Raw genomic sequence first — 17,313 nt, forward strand, 5'->3', positions numbered from 1 at the left:
GCGCGCCAGCCTCTCTCTGCTTGCAGCAGCCATGCTCGCAACCCCCGCGATCGCGGGGGCGGCGGAGCCTGTGCTGGTGCCCAAGCAGCAGGTTGTTTCCGATTTTGCCGCCTGCGTGCTGGAACAGGAACCCGAAAGGGTGCGCGCGTTGCTGGCAAGCGAAGTTGGCACTGCCGAAGAACGCGCCCTGGCCAAGCGGCTGATGGAAGGCACCGCCAGTTGCGCGCGTGGACGCCCTTTTATCACGATGCGCACCGGCGAGGCACGCGGCGCGCTGGCGGAAGCTGTGCTCAAGGCTGATGCGGCGCTCGCGGGCCATGCCGAGGCGCTGGGTCCGCAGCAGATGGATCGTCCGACCGAGACCGAAGGCCGGCGTTTCGTCATTGCCTATGGCCGCTGCCTGGCGGGCACTGCCCCGGTTCAGGCGCGCGCGCTGATCGCGACGGACTATGACTCGGCGCAGGAGCGGGCCGCGATGATGGCGTTTGATGGCGCGCTCAAGGACTGCATGCCGATCGGTTTCAACTACCAGCTCAACATCCGCGACGTGCGCAATCACGTTGCCACTGCATTGTACGACCGGGCGATCGCTGCGTCCGGTGGTGGAGACAAGAATGCCTAAGCTTACCGTCGACGGGATCGAGGTCGAAGTCCCCCAGGGTGCGACCGTGCTGCAGGCCTGCGAGGCCGCCGGCAAGGAAATCCCGCGTTTCTGCTATCATGAGCGGCTGAGCATTGCCGGCAACTGCCGCATGTGCCTGGTCGAGGTGAAGCCCGGGCCGCCCAAGCCGCAAGCCAGCTGCGCGCTGCCCGCGATGGACAATCAGGAAGTCCGCACCAACAGCGACATGGTGAAGAAGGCGCGCGAAGGCGTCATGGAATTCCTGCTGATCAACCACCCGCTCGATTGCCCGATCTGCGATCAGGGCGGCGAATGCGACCTGCAGGACCAGTCGGTCGCTTATGGCCGCGGCGGATCGCGCTATGACGAAAACAAGCGCGCGGTGACCGAAAAGTACATGGGGCCCATCATCAAGACGGTGATGACCCGCTGCATCCACTGCACCCGCTGCGTGCGCTTTGCCGAGGAAGTTGCCGGAACCGAGCAGATCGGTGCGGTCGGGCGCGGCGAGAACATGCAGATCACCAGCTATCTCGAAAAGGCGGTCTCGTCCGAGCTTTCGGGCAATGTCGTCGATCTGTGCCCGGTCGGCGCGCTGACCTCGCGGCCCTATGCGTATGAAGCACGGCCCTGGGAGCTGAAGAAGACGCTCGGCATCGACGTGATGGATGCGGTCGGCACCAATATCCGCTTCGACAGCCGGGGCAGGGAAGTGCTGCGCGTGCTGCCGCGCGTCAATGACGACGTCAACGAAGAATGGGCGCACGACAAGACCCGTTATGCGGTCGATGGCCTGATGCGCCGCCGTCTCGACAAGCCCTATGTCCGCCGTGAGGGCAAGCTGGTTCCGGCAAGCTGGGGCGAAGCGTTCCAGGCGATCGCCGATGTGCAGGCCGGATCGAGCGTCGCGGCGGTCGCCGGCGACCTGCTAGATTGCGAGACCATGTTCGCCGCACGCGAACTGCTCGGCCTGATGGGGTCGAGCCTCATCGAAGGCCGTCAGACCGGCCTGAAATACGACGTGTCGAGCCTGGCTGCAGTCAATTTCAACTCGACGCTGAACGGCATCGAGACCGCTGACGCTATCTTGCTGGTGGGCACCAACCCGCGCTGGGAAGCGCCGCTGGTCAACACCCGCATCCGCAAGGCGATCAAGCATGGTGCCAAGGTGTTCGGCATCGGTGCCGAAATCGACCTCACCTACAAGGTCGAATGGCTGGGCAATGACATGGGGCTGCTGGCGAAGCTGCCCGATGCGGTTGCCGAGGCGCTGAAGGGCGCCAAGCGGCCCGCGATCATCCTGGGCGGCGGCGCGCTGGCGGTTGAGGGCGTGCATGGCGCGGCGCTGGCGCTGGCTGAAAGCTTCAATGTGGTCCGCGACACCGAAGATGGTCCGTGGAACGGCTTTAACGTGCTGCACATGGCGGCATCGCGCATGGGCGGGCTGATGCTCGGCTGGGCGCAGCCCGGCGGTATCGCCGATCTGGTCGCCGCCAAGCCGAAGCTGCTGTTCGCGCTGGGCGCGGACGAGGTGGACTTCAGCAAATTCGATAGCAGCTTCAAGGTGTTTGTCGGCCATCATGGCGACAAGGGCGCTGCCGCTGCGGATGTCATCCTGCCCGCTGCGGCTTACCCTGAAAAGAACGGCACCTATGTCAACGTCGAGGGCCGGGTGCAGATGAGCGACAAGGCCGTGTTCGCGCCGGGCGATGCCCGCGAGGACTGGTCGATCCTGCGCGCGCTGTCCGAGGTTCTGGGCCACAAGCTGCCGTTCGACAGCTTTGCCGAATGCCGCGCGGCGATGGTCGCTGCGGTCCCGGCGCTGGGTGTCGAAGGCCTTGCCAGCTATGACTGGGCGCCGCCCAAGCTGGCAGCCAGCCCGTCGGGCGAAGTCGGCTATCCGATCAAGGACTTCTACCTCACCAATGCCATCGCCCGTGCCTCCGCGACGATGCAGCGCTGCTCGGCTGAACTGCTGCACGGCGAAGAGATGCTGGAGGCCGCAGAATGACCGAGTTTTTCCAATCCGCACTGGGCACCGGCTGGGGCTGGTTCGTCGCCAACCTCATCCTGATCCTGCTCATCGCTTTGCCGGTGATGCTGTCGGTTGCGATCGTCATCTATTTCGATCGCAAGATCTGGGCGGCCATGGCGCTGCGGCGCGGGCCGAACGTCGTCGGACCCTTTGGGATCCTGCAGAGCTTCGCCGATGCGGCCAAGGTGTTCCTGCAGGAAACGATCATTCCCTCGAGCGCCAACAAGGGCCTGTTCCTGCTGGCACCGATCATCACCTTCACTGTGGCATTGCTCAGTTGGGCGGTGATCCCGTTCGATCAGGACATGGTGCTGGCAGACCTCAATGTCGGCCTGCTCTACATCCTCGCGATCAGCTCGCTGGGCGTGTACGGCGTCGTCATCGCCGGATGGTCGTCGAACTCGAAATATCCGTTCTTTTCGGCGCTGCGTGCATCGGCGCAGATGATTTCGTACGAAGTCTCGATCGGCTTCATCATCATCTCGGTGGTGCTGTGGACCGGCAGCTTCAACTTGAACGACATTGTCGAGGCGCAGCGCGGCCATGGCCTGGGCTTCGTCAACTGGTACGGCTTCAACCTGCTGCTCTTCCCGATGGCGGTGATGTTCCTCATCTCGTCGCTGGCCGAAACCGCGCGCGCGCCGTTCGACCTCACCGAGGCAGAGAGCGAGCTGGTCGCGGGGTATCAGACCGAATATTCGTCGATGGCCTTCGCGCTGTTCTGGCTGGGCGAATATGCCAACGTGCTGCTGATGTGCACGCTCAACGCGGTGCTGTTCTGGGGTGGCTGGCTGCCGCCGGTCGATTGGGCGCCGCTCTACGCCGTGCCGGGAATCTTCTGGCTGATCCTCAAGATTTCCGCGTTCTTCTTCATCTTCAGCTGGGTCAAGGCGACCGTTCCCCGGTACCGCTATGACCAGCTGATGCGGCTGGGCTGGAAGGTGTTCCTGCCCATTTCGCTGCTGTGGATTTTCCTGGTGTCGGGTTACCTGATGCTGACGAAATACGGGGTCTGATAAACATGTTGCAGACGATCAAGGCGTTCACGCTCTATGAGTTCGTGAAGGCCCACGCGCTGACGCTGAAGTATTTCTTCAAGCCCAAGGCGACGATCAATTATCCGTTCGAGAAGAACCCGCTGAGCCCGCGTTTCCGCGGCGAACATGCGCTGCGTCGCTATCCCAACGGGGAAGAGCGCTGCATCGCGTGCAAGCTGTGCGAGGCGGTTTGCCCGGCCCAGGCGATCACGATCGAGGCCGAACCGCGCGAGGACGGCAGCCGCCGCACGACGCGCTACGATATCGACATGACCAAGTGCATTTACTGCGGTTTCTGTCAGGAAGCCTGCCCGGTCGACGCCATCGTCGAGGGGCCGAACTTCGAATATGCGACGGAAACCCGCGAGGAGTTGATCTACGATAAGGGCAAGCTTCTTGAGAATGGCGACAAATGGGAACGAGCCATTGCCGCCAACCTTGAAGCCGATGCCCCTTATCGTTAAGGCGCACTCGAATTCGATTCACGCATGGTTCTGATGTCCGCTGGGAGAGGCGGGCAGGGGCCTGATACAAGACCAGCTCGATTGGGCGCATCGGGGGCTGTAAAGCTTTGATCCAGATATTTGCCTTCTACCTGTTTGCCTCGGTGGTGATCGCCAGCGGTGCATTCACGATCCTCGCGCGCAACCCGGTGCACTCGGTGCTCTGGCTGATTCTTGCGTTCTTCAACGCTGCGGGACTGATGGTGCTGATCGGTGCAGAGTTCATCGCGATGCTGCTGGTCATCGTCTATGTCGGCGCGGTCGCGGTGCTGTTCCTGTTCGTCGTGATGATGCTCGACATCGACTTTGCCGAGCTGCGCGGCGGCTTCATGAAGAACCTGCCGCTCGGCCTTGCACTCGCGGCCGTGTTCCTGGCGGAGCTGGTCTTCGGGATCGGCGCTTACCAGGCCGGCAACATCGCGCTGGGTGAGCATGCCCTCAACCCCCCGCGCATGGGTGCCAGCAACATTCAGGCGGTCGGTGAACTGCTCTACACCCGGTACATCTTCCTGTTCGAAAGCGCAGGCGTCGTGCTGCTGGTTGCCATGGTCGGCGCGATCGTGCTGACCCACCGCAAGCGCGCTGGCGTCCGTCCGCAGAATATCGGTTCGCAGGTCCGTCGTCGCCCCGAAGAGGCGACGCGCAATACCCAGCCTGCGGTTGGCCAGGGGGTCCAGCTATGATCGGCATCGAGCATTATCTCGTGGTCAGCTCCATCCTGTTCGTGATGGGCGTGCTGGGCATCTTCCTGAACCGCAAGAACGTGATCATCATCCTGATGGCGATCGAACTCATCCTGCTCGCGGTGAACATCAACCTCGTCGCGTTCAGCGTGTTCCTGGGCGACATGGTCGGCCAGGTGTTCGCGATGTTCGTGCTCACCGTTGCTGCCGGCGAAGCCGCAGTGGGGCTTGCCATTCTCGTCATCTATTTCCGTGGCCGCGGCACGATCGCGGTTGACGATATCAACCAGATGAAGGGTTGAGGCACATGAGCATTACCCTCATCGTATTCCTGCCGCTTCTGGCAGCGATTGTCGCGGGCCTGGGCAACCGGATCATCGGCAATGTGCCCGCCAAGCTGGTGACGACCGCCGCGCTGTTCGTCGCCTGCGGCCTCAGCTGGCCGATCTTCCTGGGCTTCTTGAGCGGCACCACCACCGAATATGTCGTGCCGGTGCTGTCCTGGCTGCGCTCGGGCGATCTGCAGTTCGACTGGGCGCTGCGCGTCGACACGCTGACGGCGGTGATGCTTGTCGTCGTGACCTCGGTCTCGGCGCTGGTCCACCTGTACAGCTGGGGCTATATGGACGAGGATCCGGATCAGCCGCGCTTCTTCGCCTATCTGTCGCTCTTCACCTTCGCGATGCTGATGCTGGTGACCGCTGACAACCTCGTCCAGATGTTCTTCGGTTGGGAAGGCGTCGGTCTGGCCTCTTACCTGCTGATCGGCTTCTGGTTCCGCAAGCCCAGTGCCAATGCTGCCGCGATCAAGGCGTTCGTCGTCAACCGCGTCGGTGACCTTGGCTTCATGATGGGCATTTTCGGCACCTTCCTGGTATTCGGTACCGTGTCGATCCCTGCGATCCTCGAAGCTGCTCCCGGCATGGCGGGTTCGACCATCGGCTTCCTTGGTGGCCGCTTCGACCTGATGACCGTGTTGTGCCTGCTGCTGTTCATCGGCGCGATGGGCAAATCGGCGCAGCTCGGCCTGCACACCTGGCTGCCCGATGCAATGGAGGGCCCGACCCCGGTGTCGGCGCTGATCCATGCCGCGACCATGGTGACCGCAGGCGTGTTCATGGTGTGCCGCCTGTCGCCGATGTTCGAAACCAGCCCGACGGCGCTCACCGTGGTGACCGTGGTCGGTGCGTGCACCGCGCTGTTCGCGGCGACCGTCGGCCTGGTCCAGACCGATATCAAGCGCGTCATCGCCTATTCGACCTGCTCGCAGCTGGGCTACATGTTCTTCGCTGCTGGCGTCGGTGCCTATGGCGCGGCAATGTTCCACCTGTTCACGCACGCCTTCTTCAAGGCTTTGCTGTTCCTCGGCGCGGGCTCGGTTATCCATGCGATGCACCACGAGCAGGACATGCGCTATTATGGCGGCCTGCGGAAGCACATCCCGCTCACCTTCTGGGCGATGATGGCAGGCACGCTGGCGATCACCGGCGTCGGTATCGTCGGTGTCGCGGGCTTTGCCGGCTTCTATTCGAAGGACGGCATCATCGAAGCCGCGTTCGCGAGCGGAACCCAGGTCGGCCAGTTCGCCTTCACCATCGGTGTGTTCGCTGCGCTGCTGACCAGCTTCTACAGCTGGCGTCTGATCTTCCTGACCTTCTTCGGAAAGCCGCGCTGGATCCAGTCCGAGCATATCCAGCACAGCGTCCACAAGACGCCCGAACAGGCTGGCGCGGACACCACCGGCGGCTATCACCCGCATGAAAGCCCGCTGCCGATGCTCATTCCGCTGGGCGTGCTGACGGTGGGTGCAGTGGCAGCCGGTTTCGTCTTCCATCACGCGTTCATCGACGCCGAACATGGCGCAGCGTTCTGGAACGGCAGCCTGTTCTTCAACTCGCACCTGATGCACGAAATGCATGAAGTGCCGCTATGGGTGAAGTTGGCGTCGACCGTCGCGATGCTGATCGGCCTGGTGACCGCGATCCTGATGTATCTGGTCAACAACAGCCTGCCGGCCAAGGTCGCAGGGGCGCTGTCGCCGCTCTACACGTTCTTCCTCAACAAGTGGTATTTTGACGAGCTTTACAACCACATCTTCGTCAAGCCCTCCATGGCGCTTGGCCGCTTCTTCTGGAAGGTCGGCGATGAGGGGACGATCAACCGTTTCGGTCCGGATGGCGCGGCGGTGCTGGTCACTTCCGGTACGCGTGTGGCGATGAAGCTGCAATCCGGTTTTCTCTATAGTTATGCGCTGGTGATGCTGTTGGGCCTTGTGGCTGCGCTGACCTGGCTGATGGTGCGCTGACATGAACGATCTGGGCTTTCCTATCCTGTCGCTGATGCTCGCCGTGCCGATGGCGGCAGCGGTTGCGTGTCTGTTCGTCGGCGCCAATGCCGCGCGCTGGATCGCGCTGCTGGCGACCCTGGTCGATCTGGCGCTGGGCATCGTGCTGTGGATGAACTTCGACATTGGCGGTGCGCAGTGGCAGTTCGTCGAGAAGGCGGCATTGTTCGACCGGTTCAGCTGGGCGCTGGGCATCGACGGCATCGCGCTGATGCTGATCATGCTCTCGGTCTTCCTGATGCCGATCTGCATCGGCGCGAGCTGGGAAGCGATCCAGACGCGCGTCGGCGAATACATGGCCGCGTTCCTGCTGATGGAAGTGCTGATGATCGGCGTGTTCGCCGCGCAGGACATCTTCCTGTTCTACATCTTCTTCGAGGCCGGCCTGATCCCGATGTACTTGATCATCGGCATCTGGGGCGGTGCGAACCGCATCTACGCGTCGTACAAGTTCTTCCTCTACACCCTGCTCGGATCGGTGCTGATGCTGATCGCGATGTTCTGGATGGTGAACGAGGCAGGCACGTCCGACATTCCGACGTTGATGGCCTATGACTTCCCGGTCGAGGCGCAGGCCTGGCTGTGGCTGGCCTTCTTTGCGAGCTTCGCGGTGAAGATGCCGATGTGGCCGGTGCACACCTGGCTGCCCGATGCGCACGTGCAGGCGCCCACGGCAGGTTCGGTCATCCTGGCAGGCGTGCTGCTGAAGATGGGCGGCTATGGCTTCATCCGTTTCTCGCTGCCGATGTTCCCTGAAGCCTCGGTCGATTACATGTGGCTGGTGCTCGCACTGTCGATGGTCGCTGTCGTCTACACCTCGCTGATCGCGCTGGTGCAGAGCGACATGAAGAAGCTGATCGCCTATTCGTCGGTCGCGCATATGGCGATCGTCACCGTCGGGCTGTTCGCGTTCAACCGTCAGGGCCTGGAAGGCGCGCTGGTGGTGATGCTCAGCCACGGTCTCGTATCGGGCGCGCTGTTCCTGTGCGTCGGCGTCATCTACGACCGGCTGCACACCCGCGAGATCGACCGTTACGGCGGCCTTTCGATCAACATGCCGCGCTATGCGCTGCTGTTCCTGCTGTTCACCATGGCCTCGATCGGCCTGCCGGGCACCAGCGGCTTTGTTGGCGAGTTCCTCTCGCTGGTGGGCGTCTATGAGGTGTCGAGCTGGGCAGCGATCGTCTGCACCACCGGCATCATCCTGGGCGCGGCCTATATGCTCTATCTCTATCGCCGCGTGGCCTATGGCGTGATCAAGTCCGATGACGTCGCCGCCATGCCCGATCTCAACAAGCGTGAAATCGCGCTGCTGCTGCCCATCGCGCTCGTCGTGCTGTGGATGGGCGTTTACCCCGAAAGCTTCATGGCACCGATGCGCAAGGATGTGGGCGCGCTCGAAGCGCGGCTCGCCTCGGTCAAGCCCGCGGGCGACGCGCAGGTGCAAATGGGCAAGGCTCCGGCACTGGTGCCCGCCGCCCATGCTGAAAAAGGCCATCACTGATGAATTACGCGCTCTGGTTCCAGCTGGCCTCGCCGGAAATCGTCCTCAGCATCTCCAGCCTCGTCCTGCTGCTGATCGCGGCCTGGGGCGGTGCACCGTCGTCGCGCCTGGTGAGCATTCTCACGGTCACGGCGCTGTTCGGTGCGCTGGCGCTGTCGTTCAACTTCCTGCTGAACCCCAGCTTTGCCGAAGGGGCTGATGCGTTCTACGGCCAGTACCGCATGGACCGCTTCGCCTCGCTCTCCAAGGTGCTGGTGTTCCTCTCGGCCATCGGCTGCATCATCGTTGCGCCCAAATTCTTTGCGCGCGGCAACCTGATGCGCCCGGAATATCCCATCCTTATCCTGTTCGCGACCATCGGCATGGGCCTGATGGTCTCGGCGGTCGATCTGCTGACGCTGTATATCGGCCTCGAGATGCAGAGCCTTGCCGCTTATGTGCTGGCCAGCTTCCTGCGCAGCGACGACCGTTCGGCCGAAGCGGGCCTCAAATATTTCGTGCTCGGTGCGCTGGCGAGCGGCATCCTGCTGTTCGGCATGTCGCTCCTCTACGGCTTTACCGGCACGACCAGCTTTATCGGCATCCAGACCGCATTTGCCGATGGCGTCTCGACCGGAGCCCTGTTCGGCATCGTCTTCGTGCTGTCGGGCCTGGCGTTCAAGATCAGCGCGGTGCCGTTCCACATGTGGACGCCCGACGTCTATGAAGGCGCGCCGACCCCGGTCACCACCTTCTTCGCCACCGCGCCCAAGGTCGCCGCCATGGCGCTGACCATGCGCGTTGCCATCGAGGCGTTCGGCGGCCAGCAGGCGGTGTGGCAGCAGATCGTGATCTTCGTGGCGCTGGCCTCGATCATCCTGGGCGGTGTCGCCGCGATCGGCCAGACCAACATCAAGCGCCTGCTTGCCTATTCGTCGATCAACAATGTCGGCTTCATCCTGATCGGGCTTGCCACCGGCACCGAGGCAGGCGCATCGGCGATGATGACCTATCTGATCATCTATGTCGCGATGACGCTGGGCAGCTTCATCTGCGTGCTCGACCTCAATGACCGCGAAGGTCGCCCGGTCGAAGACATTGCCAAGCTCGCAGGCCTGTCCAAGACGCGTCCCGGTCTCGCCGCGGCAATGGCCGTGTTCATGTTCAGCCTGGCTGGCATCCCGCCGCTGTTCGGCTTCTGGGGCAAGTTCGTGGTGTTCGATGCAGCGGTGGCAGCAGGTCTGATCCCGCTCGCAGCAGTCGGTATCGCAGCCTCGGTGATCGGCGCGTTCTATTATCTCAAGGTCGTCAAGGTGATGTATTTTGATGAGCCTGCCGATGTCATCGCGCCGAGCGATTCCACTGCGCGCATGGCGCTGGTGACGCTGACCGCGCTGTTCGTATCGCCGCTCGGCTATTTCGCTACGCTGGCGCTCAGCCCGGTCACGGCAGGCGCGGCCAAGGCACTGTTCTGGGCAGCGTGATCGAAACGGTCGCGCTGACCGGCTCCACCAATGCCGACATGATGGTGCGCGCCCAGTCTGGCGCGCCCGAAGGCCTGTGGTTGCGAGCCGAGCAGCAGGACGGGGGCAGGGGGCGGCTCGGCCGTCAGTGGTTGAGCCCGATCGGCAACCTCTATTGCAGCACCCTGGTGCGGCTGCGACCCGATGATCCGCCAGCGCATCTGCTCGCCTTTGTCACGGCATTGGCGGTGTTCGATACGGTGCTTCAGATTCTGCCAGAAAGCGGCGCGCGGCTGAAATGGCCCAATGATGTGCATGTCGCAGGCGCAAAGCTTGCGGGCATATTGCTGGAGCGGCGCGGCGATGCGGTTGTCGTCGGTATCGGCATGAATGTCGCGCTCGCGCCCGATGTGCCGGGGCGCGAGGTCACCTGCCTGCGCGATCTTGGCGCGATGGTGCAGATTGACGCGGCCTGCGTCCTCGAACTGCTCACCGATCGCTTTGCCGCGCGCGTCGCCCAGTGGCGCGCGGTTGATGCTGCAACGCTGCTTGATGTCTGGTGCGCTGCCGCGCATAAGCCCGGCGAAGCGATGGCGGTGCAGCGAGGGCCGGATGACCGCATCGAGGGTGTTTTTGACGGCCTGTCCAGCGATGGCGCACTGCGGCTGCGCCTGGCAGACGGTCGTATCGAAACGGTCAGCGCCGGCGATGTCCATCTTGTCGGCTGATCTGGCCATGTTGCTTGTAAGGGGTGTTCAACATGCTGCTTGCGATTGATGTCGGCAACACCAATGCCGTGTTTGCCCTGTTCAATGGACGCACGATCAAGACCCGCTGGCGGATATCCACCGATCCGCGGCGGACGGCGGACGAATATGCGGTGTGGCTCAATCAGCTGCTCGCGCTTGAAGGCTTTGTCCGGCAGGATATCGCCAATGTCATCATCTCGACCGTCGTGCCGCGCGCGCTGCACAATCTGCAGATGCTGTCGCGCAAATATTTCGATGTCGAACCGCTGATTGCCGGTGTCGAGCCTGCCGACTGGCGCATCCAGATCGACGTCGATGAACCGCGCTCGCTGGGGGCCGACAGGGCAGTGAACAGCATCGCGGCGCACGCTCTGCATCCCGGCGACTTGATCGTCATCGACTTTGGTACGGCAACCACCTATGACGTTGTCGATTATACCGGCGCTTACAAGGGCGGCATCATCGCACCAGGGATCAACCTGTCGCTCGATGCCCTGGTCAGCGCCGCAGCCAAGCTGCCCCGCATTGCGATTGAGATTCCGGGCACCGATGGTTCGGTGATCGGACGCAATACCGAAGACCAGATGCAGATCGGGGTATTCTGGGGCTATGTCGCGATGATGGAAGGGCTGGTGGCCCGGATGCGCGCGGAAATCGGCCGCCCTGCCAAGGTGATCGCCACGGGTGGGCTGGCCGTGCTGTTTGATCAGCACACGACGATATTTGATGCGGTCGAACCGGACCTGACGTTGCAGGGCCTGGCGATGATCGCCGAAAGGGCATTTTGAGTACATGACACCCGGAAAAGAACTGTTGTTCCTGGCCCTTGGCGGGTCGGGCGAAATCGGCATGAACGCCAACCTTTATGGCTGTGACGGCAAATGGGTCATGGTCGATCTGGGCATGACGTTCAGCGATCCCGCCTATCCGGGGGTTGAACTCGTATTTCCCGACCTCGAGTTCATCGAGGAACGCGCCGAGGACCTGCTCGGCATCGTGCTGACGCACGGGCATGAGGACCATATCGGCGCGCTGCCCTATCTCGCGGCGGACCTGGGCGTGCCGCTGTTCGCCACGCCCTTCACCGCCGATCTGATCCGCCGCAAGCTGGAAGAGCAGGGGCTGGTCAAGGATGTTACGCTGAACGTCATCGAGAATGACGGCAGCCTGCAGCTTGGTCCCTTCGGCTTCCGCTATCTGCCGCTTGCGCACTCGATTGCCGAGGGCAATGCGCTGCTGATCGAGACGCCTTATGGCCGCATCTTCCATACCGGCGACTGGAAACTGGATGACGAGCCGCTGATCGGCGTGCCCTCGACGCCCGAGGCGCTGACCCGGCTGGGCGATGACGGCGTGCTGGCGCTCGTCTGCGATTCGACCAATGTGTTCAATCCCGAAAGCTCGGGCTCAGAAGGCGATGTGCGCGATGCGCTGATTGCGGCGGTCAAGCCGCTCAAGGGACGCGCGCTGATCACCACCTTCGCCTCCAACGTCGCCCGGCTGCATACGCTGGGCGAAGTCGCGCGCGCGACCAACCGGCAGCTCTGCGTGGCGGGCCGCTCGCTCGACCGCATCATCGCGGTTGCCAAGGCCAACGGCTATCTGCTCGACCTGCCCGAACTGGTCGATTTCGACACGGCAATGGGCCTGCCCCGGCGCGAGCTGCTGGTCGTTGCCACCGGCGGCCAGGGCGAGCCGCGCGCCGCACTGGCACGCGTTGCGGAGGGCAATCACCAGATCAAGCTGGAAGAGGGCGACACCGTTCTCTTCTCTTCCAAGGTCATTCCCGGCAACGAGATCGCCATCGGGCGGATCCAGAACCGGCTGGCAGCCGATGGCATCCAGATGATCACAGACCGCCAGGCCGATATCCATGTATCGGGTCATCCCGGCCGCCCCGAGCTTGCCGAGATGTACCGCTGGATCCGGCCCCAGGTGCTGGTCCCGGTGCATGGCGAAATGCGGCACATGGCCGAGCAGGCCCGTTTCGGCCTCGAGATGGGCATTCCCAAGGCCGTGGTGCAGAAGAACGGCGATCTCGTGCGCCTCGCTCCCGGCGATCCCGGAGTGATCGGGCATGAACGCGCTGGTCGCCTGGTGCTCGATGGCGATGTCATCCTGCCCGCCGATGGGCTGACGATGGGCGAGCGGCGCAAGCTGGCCTTGAATGGCCAGGTCAGCGTTGCGGTAGCACTCAACGCCAAGGGCCGCCTGGTCGGCAATCCTGTGCTGCGCCCGCTGGGCCTGCCGGTCGAGGACGATCTTGATGCATTCATCGCCGAGGCAGTGGAGGATGTGCGCGAGGCGATCGAGAAGCCGCCCGCCAAGTCCAAGGGCAAGGCGCGTGGCCCGCACACCGTGGATGATGTGCAGGAAGCCATCCGCCTGGCCGTCCGCCGCGCCGCGACGCGCTGGACGGGCAAGAAGCCAGTGGTCACGGTCTTGATGATCGAGGCTGCCTGACCCATTTGAGCGCTGCAACCAGGGGCTTGAAACATGAGCTGGACGAGCATTCTCGCCATTTATCTGCTGTTCTGGGTGATCACGGCTTTTGTCGTGATGCCCTTTGGCATCCGCACGGCGGATGAACTCGGCGTCGAAAAGGTGCGCGGCCAGGCCGATAGCGCGCCCGCCAATTTCAGGCCCCTGCGCGTCATGGCGATCACCACAGTGCTGTCTGCTGTGGTCTTCGGGCTGTTCTATGCCAATTACATGAACGGGTGGATCGGCGCTGAAGACGTCAACATTTTCGGGAAGCCGCCGGGCGCGCAATAGGCGTTTCACCGCAGAAATACCAGTTTCTGCAATTGGCGTGAGACTTTTGAAGGCTTTGCTGTTATAGCGGCTTTATCGCGTGATCCTGATCCCAAGCCTACACGCGACTGAGAGACCTGCGGCGCCGCTGCTCCACGCTCTTGCTTGTATAGCAAATTGAGCGACAGCCATGCCCGACATCAACCAGCTCTTCGAGAATCTGCATATCGCGAATCTGCGCGCGCTGCACGCCCCCACCGGCGGCGAGCGTGCGACGCAGCGCGGCCATGTGCAGCACCATCGCGCGCGCCTGCACATCCATGCCTATCCCCAGCCGGGCAGCTTCACGCCCGTCTGACGCTATCGGGGCGAGCCGGAAATCGGCCGCGCCCTTTCTTCTCTCGCAATGGCCGGAGCCGGGCGTTGCAGGGGTCGCACTCGATCTTCCGGCTCCAATCGCGTGGCAAGGAATGTCCACTTTTTCTGTGGCCTGCCGCGTTCTACTCTTAAGGAAATGACTATGCCTATTGGCACCGTAAAGTTTTTCAACGCCGACAAGGGCTATGGCTTCATCCAGCCCGATGACGGCGGCAACGACGCCTTCGTGCACATCAGCGCCGTCGAAGCGTCGGGCATGCGCACGCTCGATCGCGACCAGCGCGTGAATTTCGAGCTGGAACAGGACCGTCGCGGCAAGATGGCGGCTGTCCGCCTGTCGGCTGCTGCCTGACCGGTTGCTGAAAGACTGCGGGGCGGCCTGGCCGCTCCGCAGATCGGCCCGGCCGCAAACGTTTACACAGGGTTAAACTCTCGGTGCTATCGAGGCTCTCGCTAAAGAGAGGGTCGCCCGATGCTCGAGAAACTTCTGCATGATCATGCCGTCCTGCGCGAGCGGGGAGAGAGGCTTATCGCCCTTCTCGACCTGCCAGCCATGCCGGACCCGCAGGTCCTTGCGCACACGCGCTGGCAGCTCAGCAGCCACGTGATGCAGCATCTCGCGCTCGAGGAGCGCTATCTCTACGCCAAGCTCCTCTCCGACCCTCGGCCGCATGTGCGCGCCTTGGGCGAGTCCTTTCAGCGCGAGCTGGCGGCGCTGTACGCCGACTATTCGGAACAGGGCAAATACTGGACCCAGGAACGGATCGCGGCCGATTGGGACGGTTACAGGCACCCCGCCAAGGCGCGTGCGCTGACCATGTTCGCGCGTGCCGAGCGCGAAGAGGCCGAGCTCTACCCGCTGATCCAGGGCGCTTCGATCGATGTTTCGACGCATGCTCCGCACACGTCCAACTGGACGCGCGATGCGTTCGCGATCAAGGATGCCATGACCCAGGCATCTTCGCCTGTTGCCCGGTAACCGAGACGCTTGGCGCTTTCGCGTCCTTCCAAGGTTTTCCCGCCGCAGCTAATCGTCTAAGCGCTGCGCCATGTCTGAAGCGAATCCCGATATCCTGCCGGCTGGACTGGCCGATCTGCTGCCCCCGCGTGCCGAACAGGCCGCCTGGCTGACCCGCAACGCCATGCAGGTGTTCGCGGGCCATGGCTATGACCGGGTGTCGCCGCCGCTGGTCGAATATGAGCGGTCGCTGGCCACGCGGATGCAGGGCACGGGGCGCCAGCATCTGTTCCGCATGGTCGATCCCTCGTCGATGCGGACCTTGGCGATCCGTTCGGACATTACCGTCCAGGTCGGCCGCGTTGCCACGACGCTGATGGCGGGCGTGCCTCGCCCGCTGCGGCTCAGCTATGCCGGGCAGGTGCTGCGCATTTCGTCGGACCAGCTCAACCCGGAGCGCGAACGGCTGCAGATCGGCGCGGAGCTGATCGGACATGACAATATCGCCGCGGCGCAGGAAGTGGTGCGGATCGCCATCGAGGCTCTGGTTCAGGCTGGGGCCACCGGCATCACCGTCGACCTGACCTTGCCCGATCTGGTCGATACGCTCGCCACCACCGCCTTTCCGCTGCCCGCAGGCATGATCGGTGCGGTTCGGCGCGAGCTCGACATGAAGGATGCTGGCGGCCTCACCGCGCTCGGTGCCGATGCCTATCTGCCGTTGCTCTATGCCATGGGGCCGTTCGGTGAAGCGATCGACGCGCTTGCCGCAATCGATGCCGGCGGCGTGCTGGCCAGCCGCATCGGTGCCTTGCGCGAAATAGCAGCGGCGCTGCCCGATGATGTCACCGTGACGCTCGATCCGACCGAACGCCATGGCTTTGAATATCAAAGCTGGTTCGGCTTCTCGCTCTATGCCGATGGCTGCCCAGGCGCGCTGGGCCGTGGCGGCACCTATGCCATCCCCAACGGCAAGGGCGGTGAAGAAGTGGCGACGGGCTTTTCGCTCTATCCCGACGCGCTGCTGGACCTCGGCGTCCAGGCTGAAGGGCAGGGCGCGGGCAAGCTGTTCCTGCCGCTGGATCACGACCGCAATGTCGCTGCACGATTGCGCGCGATCGGATGGCGCACTGTCGCGGCGATCACCGCAGACGATGATGCCGCCGCTCTGGGATGCACCCACCGCCTGGTCGGTCAGGACTGCGTTCCGCTCTAGACGCTGCGCAGAAAGCCCGCCACCAGATCGGTCTGGCGGTTGCCGCTTTCACCCAGTTCGCGGTTGATCGTCATGTGCGATTCCCCTTCGAGCGATTCCAGCTGCACCTTTGCTCCAGCTTTCTGTAGCGCCTGGGCCAGCGCACTGGACTGCGCCCGCGCATCGTCGCGCCCGGCAACATGCAGGATCAGCCAACGCGGGGCATTGGGTGCGGCAGCGTGCCGGGTGGGCGAAAGCCGCGCCTGGCGGGCGGGGTCGCTGCCGAAGGCTGGTTCATAGATGCGCTTGGTCATCAGCTTGCCCTGCTGCATCTGCGCGGCGACATCATAGCCAGCCCCGTCAAGCAGGATCACGCCGGCCAGGCGGCCCATGTCTGCCCCCAGCCATTGCGGATCGGTGCCGACCAGTGCGGAGAGATGCGCGCCTGCGCTATGGCCCATCACGATGATGCGATCCGGATCAAGGCCGAGCGTTGCCGCATCGCGCTTGAGCCGCGTGATCGCGGCGGCGACATCGGCGGCCTGTTGCTCCACCGGCGCATCGGGAAGCAGCCGATAGCCGACCGAGGCGAACGCCCAGCCCTGTGTGTTGATGAAATCGGGCTTCTGCTGGACCATGTCCTTGCTGCCATTGCGCCAGCCGCCGCCATGGACATAGACGACCAGCGGATAGCCCTTGGCGGGGCGGGGGCTGTCGGGTCGGTAGAGGTCGACCTGCTGCATCGGATCGCTGCCATAGACGATGGCCTGCCCGCGCGCGGTGGTGGCCGTGCTGGTATCGCTCTGCCGCATCCGCTTCGCCATGGCCTGCATCATCTCGGCCTTGCACTGCGATGACAGCGCATCCTTCTTTTCGCGCAGGCATTCGCGCATCTCTTCGCGATTGAAGCCGCACAGCTTGACAACCTCGCGCCGACAGTCGCGGGAGAGCAGCCGCTCGCGCCCAGCCCCTTGCTGCGCCAGCACCGGTGCGATCAGCATTCCGGCGGCGATTACGATCAGGCCTTTCTTCAACATCGTTGCTGTCCTTCCAGCCCTTGCCGTGGTGCAGATTGCCGTGCGGATCGGCCTGCGGTCCACCCTCGAACT

Annotated in this window: 18 protein-coding genes; 17 read left to right on the plus strand and 1 reads right to left on the minus strand. The window is 63.4% G+C overall.

From position 1 onward, the window contains the following. Positions 1 to 31 precede the first annotated feature (31 nt). The 17 genes from OU999_03520 (at position 32) to OU999_03600 (ending at position 16,225) form a co-directional block, all read left to right on the plus strand. Positions 32 to 622 (plus strand): hypothetical protein, encoded by a 591-nt coding sequence (locus tag OU999_03520; GenBank protein ID WAC24272.1) that lies wholly within the window; start codon positions 32 to 34, stop codon positions 620 to 622. Continuing rightward, positions 615 to 2,633, plus strand: a complete 2,019-nt coding sequence (gene nuoG / locus OU999_03525) for an NADH-quinone oxidoreductase subunit NuoG (GenBank protein ID WAC24273.1) — start codon at positions 615 to 617, stop codon at positions 2,631 to 2,633. Before OU999_03520 ends, nuoG begins: the two co-directional genes overlap by 8 nt. Beyond that, positions 2,630 to 3,673 (plus strand): NADH-quinone oxidoreductase subunit NuoH, encoded by a 1,044-nt coding sequence (nuoH, locus tag OU999_03530; GenBank protein ID WAC24274.1) that lies wholly within the window; start codon positions 2,630 to 2,632, stop codon positions 3,671 to 3,673. Before nuoG ends, nuoH begins: the two co-directional genes overlap by 4 nt. A gap of 5 nt (positions 3,674 to 3,678) precedes the next feature. Next, on the plus strand, positions 3,679 to 4,158 hold the full coding sequence (nuoI, locus tag OU999_03535) for an NADH-quinone oxidoreductase subunit NuoI (protein WAC24275.1): 480 nt from the start codon (positions 3,679 to 3,681) through the stop codon (positions 4,156 to 4,158). Between the two features lie 107 nt (positions 4,159 to 4,265). Next, positions 4,266 to 4,880, plus strand: coding sequence for an NADH-quinone oxidoreductase subunit J (locus OU999_03540; GenBank protein WAC24276.1), 615 nt, complete (start codon positions 4,266 to 4,268; stop codon positions 4,878 to 4,880). Further along, complete coding sequence (nuoK, locus tag OU999_03545) at positions 4,877 to 5,182, plus strand: NADH-quinone oxidoreductase subunit NuoK (GenBank protein ID WAC24277.1); 306 nt, start codon at positions 4,877 to 4,879, stop codon at positions 5,180 to 5,182. Before OU999_03540 ends, nuoK begins: the two co-directional genes overlap by 4 nt. A 5-nt stretch (positions 5,183 to 5,187) precedes the next feature. Beyond that, positions 5,188 to 7,185 carry an NADH-quinone oxidoreductase subunit L gene (gene nuoL, locus OU999_03550; GenBank protein WAC24278.1) on the plus strand — a complete coding sequence of 666 codons (1,998 nt, stop codon included), beginning with the start codon at positions 5,188 to 5,190 and terminating at the stop codon, positions 7,183 to 7,185. Position 7,186: 1 nt separating this feature from the next. After that, entirely contained in the window at positions 7,187 to 8,728 is a 1,542-nt protein-coding gene (locus OU999_03555; GenBank protein WAC24279.1) for an NADH-quinone oxidoreductase subunit M, read from the plus strand. After that, positions 8,728 to 10,191 (plus strand): NADH-quinone oxidoreductase subunit NuoN, encoded by a 1,464-nt coding sequence (gene nuoN / locus OU999_03560; protein WAC24280.1) that lies wholly within the window; start codon positions 8,728 to 8,730, stop codon positions 10,189 to 10,191. Before OU999_03555 ends, nuoN begins: the two co-directional genes overlap by 1 nt. Beyond that, the gene (locus tag OU999_03565; GenBank protein WAC24281.1) at positions 10,188 to 10,898 is read left to right on the plus strand and encodes a biotin--[acetyl-CoA-carboxylase] ligase; all 711 of its coding nucleotides are present in this window, start codon (positions 10,188 to 10,190) and stop codon (positions 10,896 to 10,898) included. Before nuoN ends, OU999_03565 begins: the two co-directional genes overlap by 4 nt. A gap of 32 nt (positions 10,899 to 10,930) precedes the next feature. Next, a complete protein-coding gene (locus OU999_03570) occupies positions 10,931 to 11,707 on the plus strand; it encodes a type III pantothenate kinase (GenBank protein ID WAC24282.1) in 777 nt (258 codons plus the stop codon). 4 nt (positions 11,708 to 11,711) lie between these two features. Further along, the gene (locus tag OU999_03575; protein ID WAC24283.1) at positions 11,712 to 13,382 is read left to right on the plus strand and encodes a ribonuclease J; all 1,671 of its coding nucleotides are present in this window, start codon (positions 11,712 to 11,714) and stop codon (positions 13,380 to 13,382) included. A 33-nt stretch (positions 13,383 to 13,415) separates the two neighbouring features. Beyond that, positions 13,416 to 13,694 (plus strand): DUF1467 family protein, encoded by a 279-nt coding sequence (locus OU999_03580; GenBank protein WAC24284.1) that lies wholly within the window; start codon positions 13,416 to 13,418, stop codon positions 13,692 to 13,694. A gap of 169 nt (positions 13,695 to 13,863) precedes the next feature. Next, positions 13,864 to 14,031, plus strand: a complete 168-nt coding sequence (locus tag OU999_03585; GenBank protein WAC24285.1) for a hypothetical protein — start codon at positions 13,864 to 13,866, stop codon at positions 14,029 to 14,031. A 162-nt stretch (positions 14,032 to 14,193) separates the two neighbouring features. Then, the gene (locus OU999_03590; protein ID WAC24286.1) at positions 14,194 to 14,403 is read left to right on the plus strand and encodes a cold-shock protein; all 210 of its coding nucleotides are present in this window, start codon (positions 14,194 to 14,196) and stop codon (positions 14,401 to 14,403) included. Positions 14,404 to 14,523: 120 nt separating this feature from the next. Further along, a complete protein-coding gene (locus tag OU999_03595; protein ID WAC24287.1) occupies positions 14,524 to 15,030 on the plus strand; it encodes a hemerythrin domain-containing protein in 507 nt (168 codons plus the stop codon). A 70-nt stretch (positions 15,031 to 15,100) separates the two neighbouring features. Then, positions 15,101 to 16,225 carry an ATP phosphoribosyltransferase regulatory subunit gene (locus tag OU999_03600; protein WAC24288.1) on the plus strand — a complete coding sequence of 375 codons (1,125 nt, stop codon included), beginning with the start codon at positions 15,101 to 15,103 and terminating at the stop codon, positions 16,223 to 16,225. Here OU999_03600 and OU999_03605 read toward each other — a convergent pair. Then, positions 16,222 to 17,241, minus strand: a complete 1,020-nt coding sequence (locus OU999_03605; protein ID WAC24289.1) for an alpha/beta hydrolase — start codon at positions 17,239 to 17,241, stop codon at positions 16,222 to 16,224. The two genes, OU999_03600 and OU999_03605, sit on opposite strands and share 4 nt — an antisense overlap. Between the last annotated feature and the right edge of the window lie 72 nt (positions 17,242 to 17,313).

It is taken from the genome of Blastomonas sp. SL216 (assembly GCA_026625625.1).
GTDB lineage: Bacteria > Pseudomonadota > Alphaproteobacteria > Sphingomonadales > Sphingomonadaceae > Blastomonas.

Bases quoted from the DNA above. Each gene is read 5' to 3' on its own strand.
- OU999_03520 (WAC24272.1), top strand. From the start codon at position 32: ATGCTCGCAACCCCCGCGATCGCGGGGGCGGCGGAGCCTGTGCTGGTG.
- OU999_03600 (WAC24288.1), top strand. From the start codon at position 15,101: ATGTCTGAAGCGAATCCCGATATCCTGCCGGCTGGACTGGCCGATCTG.
- nuoN (WAC24280.1), top strand. From the start codon at position 8,728: ATGAATTACGCGCTCTGGTTCCAGCTGGCCTCGCCGGAAATCGTCCTC.
- OU999_03570 (WAC24282.1), top strand. From the start codon at position 10,931: ATGCTGCTTGCGATTGATGTCGGCAACACCAATGCCGTGTTTGCCCTG.
- nuoK (WAC24277.1), top strand. From the start codon at position 4,877: ATGATCGGCATCGAGCATTATCTCGTGGTCAGCTCCATCCTGTTCGTG.
- OU999_03605 (WAC24289.1), bottom strand. From the start codon at position 17,241: ATGTTGAAGAAAGGCCTGATCGTAATCGCCGCCGGAATGCTGATCGCA.
- nuoI (WAC24275.1), top strand. From the start codon at position 3,679: ATGTTGCAGACGATCAAGGCGTTCACGCTCTATGAGTTCGTGAAGGCC.
- OU999_03590 (WAC24286.1), top strand. From the start codon at position 14,194: ATGCCTATTGGCACCGTAAAGTTTTTCAACGCCGACAAGGGCTATGGC.
- nuoH (WAC24274.1), top strand. From the start codon at position 2,630: ATGACCGAGTTTTTCCAATCCGCACTGGGCACCGGCTGGGGCTGGTTC.
- nuoG (WAC24273.1), top strand. From the start codon at position 615: ATGCCTAAGCTTACCGTCGACGGGATCGAGGTCGAAGTCCCCCAGGGT.
- OU999_03575 (WAC24283.1), top strand. From the start codon at position 11,712: ATGACACCCGGAAAAGAACTGTTGTTCCTGGCCCTTGGCGGGTCGGGC.
- OU999_03555 (WAC24279.1), top strand. From the start codon at position 7,187: ATGAACGATCTGGGCTTTCCTATCCTGTCGCTGATGCTCGCCGTGCCG.
- nuoL (WAC24278.1), top strand. From the start codon at position 5,188: ATGAGCATTACCCTCATCGTATTCCTGCCGCTTCTGGCAGCGATTGTC.
- OU999_03595 (WAC24287.1), top strand. From the start codon at position 14,524: ATGCTCGAGAAACTTCTGCATGATCATGCCGTCCTGCGCGAGCGGGGA.
- OU999_03580 (WAC24284.1), top strand. From the start codon at position 13,416: ATGAGCTGGACGAGCATTCTCGCCATTTATCTGCTGTTCTGGGTGATC.
- OU999_03585 (WAC24285.1), top strand. From the start codon at position 13,864: ATGCCCGACATCAACCAGCTCTTCGAGAATCTGCATATCGCGAATCTG.